Consider the following 8,903-nt stretch of genomic DNA (forward strand, 5'->3'; position numbering starts at 1 on the left):
TAGCATTCCAGTGGCATCTTCATGAGCGAAGTTTCAATTCGTCCGGCTTTAATTACCAAGGTTCTTCCTGATTCGATTGCTGCTGAGATTGGGTTTGAGCCGGGCGATCGCCTCGTTGCCATTAATGGTCAAAAACCACGTGACTTGATCGACTATCAGTTTCTTTGCGCCGATGAAGTTCTAGAACTAGAAGTTTTAGATGCCAAAGGAAAAGCTCATGAGATCGAGATCGAAAAAGACTTCGATGAAGATCTGGGTCTAGAGTTTGAAACTGCTTTGTTTGATGGGCTGCTTCAGTGCAACAACCGCTGCCCATTTTGCTTTATTGATCAACAACCGCCCGGAATGCGGCAAACGCTGTATCTCAAAGATGACGATTACCGCCTTAGCTTTCTCTATGGCAGCTATTTAACCCTGACCAATTTGACCCAACGAGAATGGGATCGGATTGAGCAGATGCGGCTTTCTCCGCTTTATGTGTCAGTCCATGCCACTGAGCCAGAAATTAGAAGTCGGTTGCTGAAGAACCCCAGGGCAGGACAGTTGCGATCGCAGTTGCAGTGGTTCCAAGAGCGACGTTTGCAGATTCATGCCCAGGTGGTAGTTTGCCCAGGGATTAATGATGGAGTTCACTTAGAGCGCACCTTACTAGACTTAGCCGAGTTTCATCAAGGTGAGATGCCTGCTGTGGCTTCTGTGGCTGTAGTACCTGTAGGACTCACGCGCTTTCGGCCTGATCAAGATGAATTGGTGCCTGTGACGCCGGAAAAAGCTCAAGAAGTGATTGCCCAAGTTCAGACATTGCAAACTCAGTTCCAACGGCAGTTTAGCTCCACCTTTGCCTGGTTAGCAGATGAGTGGTTTTTGATTGCAGGACAAGCCCTACCACCCGAATCGCACTACGAAGACTACCCACAAATTGGTAATGGCGTTGGGTCAATTCAGCAGTTCCTAAAAACTTTTGCCGCCGCCACGGCTCGCCTACCTGAGCAAATTTCCCCTCCCCGGAAACTGACTTGGGTGGTGGGGAATGCAGTTGAGCAAGCGTTTCAACCATTGCTACAACGGCTCAATCAAGTGGAAGGACTTACTGTGGAACTAGTCGCACTTTGCAGCGACTACTGGGGGCAGTCGATCACCGTGACGGGCTTGCTGACTGGGCACGATTTGTTGCCAGCGCTCCAAGCCAAGGACCTAGGTGATGGTATTCTCTTGCCAACGGTTATGTTGAAACATGGAGAGTCTCGCTTTTTGGATGACACTACGGTTGAGGACTTAGCTCGCCAACTCCAAACCAAAATTTGGCTGATTAGCAACGTCGAGGAATTTATGGAGACTTGTCTCTGGCTCGATGCGGCTGCCCAACCCTGTATCTCTGGAACTCCCAAGGCTCCCTCTTGCGTCTAGTGCCAGTCGCTTCTATGAGCTGCAAGACGATATGAAGTGGTCAATCGAGAAAAGTATTACGGGCGGCTTTGGCATTGCCCTTCTAGTGCTTAGCTTAATTGGTGGTCTCGGCTACCGGAACATCACACAACTCGTTGCCACTGCGAACTGGGTAAATCATACTTATCGGGTGCTAGAGGCACAAGAAGTTTTACTCTTTCACATTGCCAACGCTGAAGCTGGGCAGCGGGGGTACGTTATTACGGGGCAAGAGGAGTATTTAGAACCTTATTACATTTCCACTAACACCATTAATGACCAAGTTGATACGCTTCAGAGGCTCACTGCTGATAACCCCAGGCAGCAACAGCGCCTTAATACTTTGCGTCCTCTGCTCCAGCAGCGCCTAGACAAGTTGCAAGCAGTTTTAGACACTCGGCAGGAACAAGGCTTTACAGCGGCTCAGCAAGCAATCCGTGAAGCTCGAGGCCGTCAGGTGATGGATGCAATTCGTCGCCTCATGGATGAGATGACCACCGAGGAAAATCGCTTACTTCAACAGCGATCGCATCAGGCAGAATTAGCAACTCGCAATACAACGCTAGTGGTTGCCATTAGTGGATTTCTTGCAGCGGCGTTGCTACCGATCGCGGCCATTACCCTCAACCGAGACATCAGACGGCGCAAAACCGTAGAACTGGCTCTGCAAGAAAGTGAAACCAAGCTGAAAGGTTGGGTGGGAGAGCTAGAACAACGCAGTCGCGAGATTGCTCTCTTAGGAGAGTTGAGCGATGTTTTGCAAGCCTGCTTCACCTTGGGCGAGGCTTACGCTGTGGTGGCTGAGTTGGTGCAACCTTTGTTTCCCGGCATGTCTGGCGCGCTTTATATCACTAGTGAGTCCCGCAACTTAGTCGAAGCGATCGCTTCTTGGGGACCGCTATCCTTGCAGCCGATCATGTTTGACCCGACAGACTGCTGGGCGCTCCGTCGAGGCCGAGCTTACTTCATTGACAACGGTGATAGCAGCTTGCGTTGCCAACATCTCCACGCTCCTTGGCCCACTCAGTACTGCTGCATTCCTCTCATGGCTCAGGGAGACGCTCTAGGAACTTTGTATCTAGCGGCCTCCAACAAAGACGACTTCACGCCGACAAAGCGGCTACTGACAGGGACAGTGGCTGAGCATATTGCCCTAGCTTTTGCTAACCTCAAGCTGCGCGAAAGCCTGAGGAATCAGAGCATTCGCGACCCTCTGACTAACTTATTCAATCGGCGCTATATGGAAGAATCGCTAGAGCGAGAAGTGCGACGGGCAGAACGTAATCGACAACCCCTCGGTATTGTCATGCTAGACATTGACCACTTTAAGCGCTTTAACGATACCTTTGGCCACGAAGCAGGAGATGCGGTGCTGCGTGAGGTAGGCTTGCTCATCAGAAACTCTATTCGGGCCTCCGATATTGCTTGTCGCTACGGCGGTGAAGAGCTGATGTTACTTTTACCCGATGCTTCTTTGGAAGCCACCCGTCAACGAGCGGAACATATTCGGGAAGCCGTTAGCCACCTAAGTGTTCATTATCACCGCCAAGCTCTCGGCATGATTACGCTCTCGGCTGGGGTTGCGAGTTATCCGCTGCATGGGCCTACCGGAGAGGCCGTGACTCGGATGGCAGATACTGCTTTGTACCGCGCTAAAGCTGCTGGGCGCGATCGCGTTATGGTAGCCGATGAAACATTAGTTGCTAGTTCTGCATCTCCGGATGCTGAGTAACAGGTTTATTGATATCTTTAGGGTGCTTTTGGTTTACACACTTAGTAAATTAGAGCAGAGCAGCAAGAATCAAGCTGAACTATTTGCCAAGTGACTTTGCCAGCCAGTATTCTGCTTAAGGTTGGTTGCCCGACTTCTAAACGTTTCTCTGGATTGCAGACTGAATAAAACTTATGCAAACCATTCGCTATTTGATGGCTGTAGGTGTGAGTGCGGCGATCGCGTTGGGAAGTACGTTGGGTAGCCCGGAGCCCAGTGCAGCCCAATCTAATAAAACTTCGGCTCAGCTTTCCACTGATGCAACGCCAAACGAGCCTACTAAGACTGACGTTGCCACCTCTGATTCCACCTCCGAGCGTGTCACCCAAACTAGTTCTGATACTGCTAGACCCGCTGCTGAGAAAAGCTCGGTACAAAAAGATTCGGCATCCAAAGATCCGGTACTCAAAAACAAGACCCGCTCCAAGACCCAGAGTAGCCGTAAGATTCGCTCCAACTCTGCAAAAATTACCGTTTCCAGTGTAGAGGCAGCGCTAAAGGAGATAGCTGAGGAACAAGCAACTCAGCAAGCCACCCCTCAGCCCAATATCCGCTCTAAAGCTAGGACTCAGACAGCGAGTAAGGTCCGTGGTGCCACTACTAAGCGGGCCGAGAAGCCAGCAGAAAAGAGCATACCAGCAGAAAAGAGCATAGACAAAACCACAACCCCTGCTAAAAAAACGGCGCAAACCAGCGCTCCTTTACCAACGCTAGAACCTACTAATCCGACTGGTTCCGAAGCACCGCGATCGCCACAACCAGCGCAGCCAAATAACTCAAGTCCGACGCTACCCGTCACACCAACCGCAACTCCAACGAGTCCTGCTAGCAATAGCAACCAATTCGTTCGCCCTGTTCCTCGTGGTTATCTCAATCCTGACCCGAATCCATTGAAATTCCCGACCAGACCTAGCGAAGTTCAGATTCAGGGCACTCAACCCATTACCTTGCAAGAAGCGATCGAGCTAGCCGAGCGCAATACGCCGAGCCTACAAGTTTCTAGACTGAACCTAGAAAGAAGTCGTGCGGCGCTAAGAGAAGCACAGGCAGCCTATTACCCTAACGTGAATGCTGGAGCTAGAATCGCGCGCCAGGACTCTAACCAAAACGACCTAACACCGCAGCCACAGCCAGCCGATCCTGACTCTGCCAGCACATCCCTCAGCGGTACCCTTGGAGTCTCTTACGACATTTTTACCTCAGGCCAACGGTCTGCCACAGTCAGGGCTGCTGAAAAACAGGTGCGTTCTAACGAATTAGAAGTTGAGGTGCAGCGAGAGCAGCTACGGCTGGATGTCACGAACAATTACTATGATTTGCAACAAAGCGACGAGCAAGTTCGCATTTCGCGGGCTGCGGTCGAAACGGCTCAGGCTAGTTTGCGAGACGCTCTAGCTTTGGAACGAGCGGGTGTAGGGACTCGCTTTGATGTGCTGCGATTTCAAGTAGACTTAGCCAACTCTCAGCAAGATTTAACCCAATCTCTCAGCGATCAACGGACGGCCCGGCGGCAACTTTCCCAACGACTAAACATTATCCAATCAGTTGATTTGTCAGCAGCAGACCCAGTCGAAATTGCAGGCTTGTGGAATCTGTCGCTAGAACAGAGCATTGTCCAGGCCTTTAAAAACCGAGCAGAGCTAGAGCAACAACTGCTACAGCGAGAAATCAACGAGCAACAGCGTCGAATTGCCCTTGCCAATAACCGACCGCGAATCAGCGCATTCCTCAACACCAGTTTGCAAGATCAGTTTGACGATGACCGAGACGCGCTGAGAAGTTATTCTCTAGGGGCTGAAGTGAACTGGAACTTGTTTGACGGCGGTGCAGCTAGAGCCAGAGCCAGACAGGAAGAAATTAATGCAGAAATTTCTGAAAACCAGTTTGCGGATACGAGAAATCAAGTTCGTCTCGACGTAGAGCAATCGTTCTTTAACCTGCAATCTAACTTTGAGAACATCCAGACGGCTTCAGTTGCCTTGGAGCAGGCTCGGGAAAGTTTACGTCTAGCACGTCTACGATTCCAAGCGGGTGTTGGTACTCAAACAGACGTAATCAGTGCCCAAAACGAGTTGACTAGAGCTGAAGGCAATCGCCTGAACGCGATTCTGAACTACAACCGAGCTTTAGCTGCCCTCCAGCGATCGATTACCAATCTAGGCGCTGCTCCTAGTGCCTCTACAGGTAGAACGCCTGCGGCTACCGCTCCATAGAACTTACGGGGGCAAGTCTTTCCTTGCCCTTTTCTCTCTCTATTTGTTTTGCCTAAAGATCTCTTTTCAGCAGGATTGTAGAACCTTGGCTCAGTTTTTCAGCAGCGTGTTGAAATCTTGAGCTAGTTTTTCCAGTTCGTAGAGGACAACTGTCAAATCCTGTAAAACCTCAAACGTCACTTCTGAGCGATCGCTTACTTCGGAGAGGGAATCAACACTACTCTTGACCAAATCTGTGGCGATGGCAAGACGCTGATACGCTTGTTCGACCAAGTTCATTCCCACTAAAGATTCCACTAGCTTATATAGTGCTGCACTAGAGTCTGAGGTGGCTTCAACGCCTATTTATTTAGTCTGAGTGATGTCCCAAAAATCTTCTTCCCCCGAATGAGTGAACGCTTACACGACTGCAACTTTAGATAAAGATCCAGCTCAGTCATCTCCTTGGGTGCAGACCGAACTGGATGTAGACAGCCACTCTAAGACTTGCTCTGCTGTGATTAAGCGCTTGAGCACGACTTGTCCAATGACTTGAGCCCCAGGATTTAGCTCTGCTGACTCAGTGGGCCTTACCTCTACCATCAGTACCGCTTCTTCAACTCGGTAAAGCCACAACTTTTCTCCTTGCTCTAGGATGGAAACGTTCATTTTCTTGATGTCTGGTTTGCGTCTCCAGGCCACCTCGCTCCACAATCCTGCTGACTCCCACACTCGCCCCACAGTCCAGCCGTCTGATAAAAAGAAGTATTTCACAAGCGGTTAAAAATGAAAAATGGCTCTGAAATTATGGCGTTCTAAATCCAGTATTTCCTAATGCTTCAGGATCATTCAGTATTTGTTGCAACTCACCAGGATGATCAGCAAAGTCAAAGCTAAGAGGAAAAGGCTCACCTAGGGGGAGGTGTCTGTCTGGGCGATCGCCAGCTTACAGCTACCTTTAAAGTTATTTCTATTCTGAAATTAGAAAGATTTTTGCTAGAGTTATAACTTTGAAACATGCAAATTGAGGATTTGCAGTTGCAAACCACTGAAATATTTAAAGCATTCAGCTTTGTAGACTTTTCAGAACTTTTCAGGAAGTATTTTTAAAGAGTTTTGGGAGTCAAGTGTAAACATTATAGAACTGAAAATGTGGCGATCGCGCTCCGTCAGTAAACCTGTTCAACGCCTAGTAGATAAATTGCTTATAAAAACCTCAATAAGTATTAATTAATCTTCAAGAGCATTGCTCATGGAATTAGCTGGTAAGCAAAGATTTCAAGAATTAACTTGTAGTTATTGGGGCGAGGCATCTGGGAGAAAAGCTTTTGCTAATCCAACAATATTCTGTTGATTTTTCTGTCTTTACTTAGGTTGATGTGCAGCATCAATTCCTTTGGCAGCAGTTAAGTGGATATAGCCTGACGGTTGAGTATAACCGCTAAAATTAGTGAGTTGAGATTCTCCAGCGTTCGAACCAAACTATGACCCTGCAAACACCCGTAGAATTCTTAGATGCTTTTGATGTGATTGTGGTTGGAGCGGGTCACGCTGGTTGTGAAGCAGCTCTCGCTTCCGCACGGTTAGGTTGCCGTACGATGCTGCTCACCCTCAACCTCGACAAAATTGCTTGGCAACCCTGCAATCCAGCTGTTGGCGGACCTGCTAAATCTCAACTTGTGCATGAAGCTGATGCTCTGGGTGGCGAAATTGGCAAAATGGCCGATCGCACCTATTTGCAAAAGCGCATCCTCAACAACTCCAGAGGGCCAGCAGTTTGGGCCTTGCGCGCGCAGACCGACAAGCGTGAATACGCCAACATCATGAAAGTCATCGTGGAGAACCAGGAGAACTTGGTGCTGCGAGAGAGCATGGCGACCAACTTGATCTTGGGCGAAAACGATGAAGTGATCGGCGTGCAAACCTACTTTGGCGTGGCCTTCCAGTGCAAAGCCGTTGTGCTGACCACAGGCACCTTTTTAGGTGGCAAAATTTGGGTCGGCAATAAGTCGATGGATGCAGGACGAGCTGGAGAATTTGCTGCTGTCGGCTTGACCGAAACCCTCAACCGACTCGGATTTGAAACCGGACGCCTCAAAACTGGCACCCCCGCGCGGGTAGATCGGCGATCGGTAGACTACAGCAAAATGGAAGCCCAGCCCCCCGACGAAGACGTGCGCTGGTTTAGCTTTGACCCAGAAGCTTGGGTAGAGCGGGAGCAGATGAACTGTCACCTGACTCGTACCACTGCCGAGACGCACCGCCTGATTCGCGAAAACTTACACTTATCTCCGGTTTATGGCGGTTGGGTCGATGCCAAAGGGCCACGCTACTGCCCCAGCATCGAAGACAAAATTGTGCGCTTTGCCGACAAAGAGAGCCACCAAATTTTTATTGAGCCAGAAGGCCGAGACATCCCAGAACTTTACATCCAAGGCTTCTCCACCGGATTGCCCGAAGGTTTGCAACTGCAAATGCTGCGATCGCTTCCGGGGCTAGAAAACTGCACCATGTTGCGGCCCGCCTACGCCGTGGAATACGACTACCTACCCGCTACCCAGTGCTACCCCACCTTAATGACCAAAAAAGTAGCTGGGCTGTTCTGTGCAGGGCAAATCAACGGCACCACAGGCTATGAAGAAGCTGCGGCTCAAGGTTTAGTTGCAGGCCTGAACGCCGCCCGCTATGCCTACAACCAGGAGATGGTGATTTTGCCCCGTGAGCAAAGTTACATCGGCACTTTGATCGACGACCTTTGCACCAAAGACCTGCGCGAACCCTACCGCATGCTCACCAGCCGCTCCGAGTACCGGTTGCTCCTGCGCTCCGACAACGCCGACCAGCGCCTCACCCCTCTCGGTCGCGAAATTGGCCTCATCGACGATCGCCGCTGGGAACTCTTTACCCGTAAGCAAGCCAACATCACCGCCGAAAAAGAACGTCTGCACGAAACCCGCATCAAAGAACACGACCCTGTGGGCAAAGCGATCGCCACTGACACCCAACAAGCCATCAAAGGCTCCGTTACCCTAGCCGATTTACTGCGTCGCCCTGGATTCCACTACACCAACCTCGACCACTACAACCTCGGCAACCCAGAACTGGAACGCGTCGAAAAAGAAGGCGCAGAAATTGATATCAAATACGCAGGCTACCTGCACCGCCAACAACACCAAATTGAGCAAATCGCTCGCCAAGAACACCGCAAACTCCCCGCCGACCTTGACTACGCCGCGATCGAAACCCTCTCAAAAGAATCCCGCGAAAAACTAGCCAAAATCAAACCCCTTACCCTAGGCCAAGCCACCCGCATCGGTGGCGTCAACCCCGCCGACATCAACGCCCTCCTAGTTTACTTAGAAGTCCGGGCGCGGCAGTTGGTTGGAACTGAGGGATGAGGGAGGAAGGATGAGGGATGAGCTAGAAATTTGGGGGTTAGGGCACTCCAAATCTCGAAACACCGACAACTAGACTCGTCTGGAGGAGGTCTGGAGGACGCAGCCGTCCTTCAGCGG

The 8,903-nt window shown here is 50.4% G+C and carries 6 protein-coding genes; 4 read left to right on the forward strand and 2 right to left on the reverse strand.

Annotation, left to right across the window (positions count from 1 at the left end):
• Nucleotides 1–21: 21 nt before the first annotated feature.
• The 3 genes from H6F68_RS20225 to H6F68_RS20235 all read left to right on the forward strand — a co-directional run bounded on the left by H6F68_RS20225 (nucleotide 22) and on the right by H6F68_RS20235 (nucleotide 5,409).
• Nucleotides 22–1,407 (forward strand): TIGR03279 family radical SAM protein, encoded by a 1,386-nt coding sequence (locus H6F68_RS20225; RefSeq protein WP_190561690.1) that lies wholly within the window; start codon nucleotides 22–24, stop codon nucleotides 1,405–1,407.
• A 31-nt stretch (nucleotides 1,408–1,438) separates the two neighbouring features.
• Entirely contained in the window at nucleotides 1,439–3,157 is a 1,719-nt protein-coding gene (locus tag H6F68_RS20230; RefSeq protein ID WP_190561692.1) for a diguanylate cyclase, read from the forward strand.
• A gap of 173 nt (nucleotides 3,158–3,330) precedes the next feature.
• Complete coding sequence (locus tag H6F68_RS20235; RefSeq protein WP_242065576.1) at nucleotides 3,331–5,409, forward strand: TolC family protein; 2,079 nt, start codon at nucleotides 3,331–3,333, stop codon at nucleotides 5,407–5,409.
• Between the two features lie 90 nt (nucleotides 5,410–5,499).
• Here the strand turns inward: H6F68_RS20235 and H6F68_RS20240 are convergent, their stop codons facing one another.
• On the reverse strand, nucleotides 5,500–5,688 hold the full coding sequence (locus tag H6F68_RS20240) for a hypothetical protein (RefSeq protein WP_190433685.1): 189 nt from the start codon (nucleotides 5,686–5,688) through the stop codon (nucleotides 5,500–5,502).
• Between the two features lie 153 nt (nucleotides 5,689–5,841).
• Nucleotides 5,842–6,162, reverse strand: coding sequence for a hypothetical protein (locus tag H6F68_RS20245; RefSeq protein WP_190433683.1), 321 nt, complete (start codon nucleotides 6,160–6,162; stop codon nucleotides 5,842–5,844).
• A gap of 710 nt (nucleotides 6,163–6,872) precedes the next feature.
• On the opposite strand from H6F68_RS20245, the gene mnmG reads away from it, so the two are divergent.
• Nucleotides 6,873–8,786 (forward strand): tRNA uridine-5-carboxymethylaminomethyl(34) synthesis enzyme MnmG, encoded by a 1,914-nt coding sequence (gene mnmG, locus H6F68_RS20250; protein ID WP_190561694.1) that lies wholly within the window; start codon nucleotides 6,873–6,875, stop codon nucleotides 8,784–8,786.
• Nucleotides 8,787–8,903 lie beyond the last annotated feature (117 nt).

It is taken from the genome of Trichocoleus sp. FACHB-262 (assembly GCF_014696035.1).
Classification (GTDB): Bacteria; Cyanobacteriota; Cyanobacteriia; order FACHB-46; family FACHB-46; genus Trichocoleus.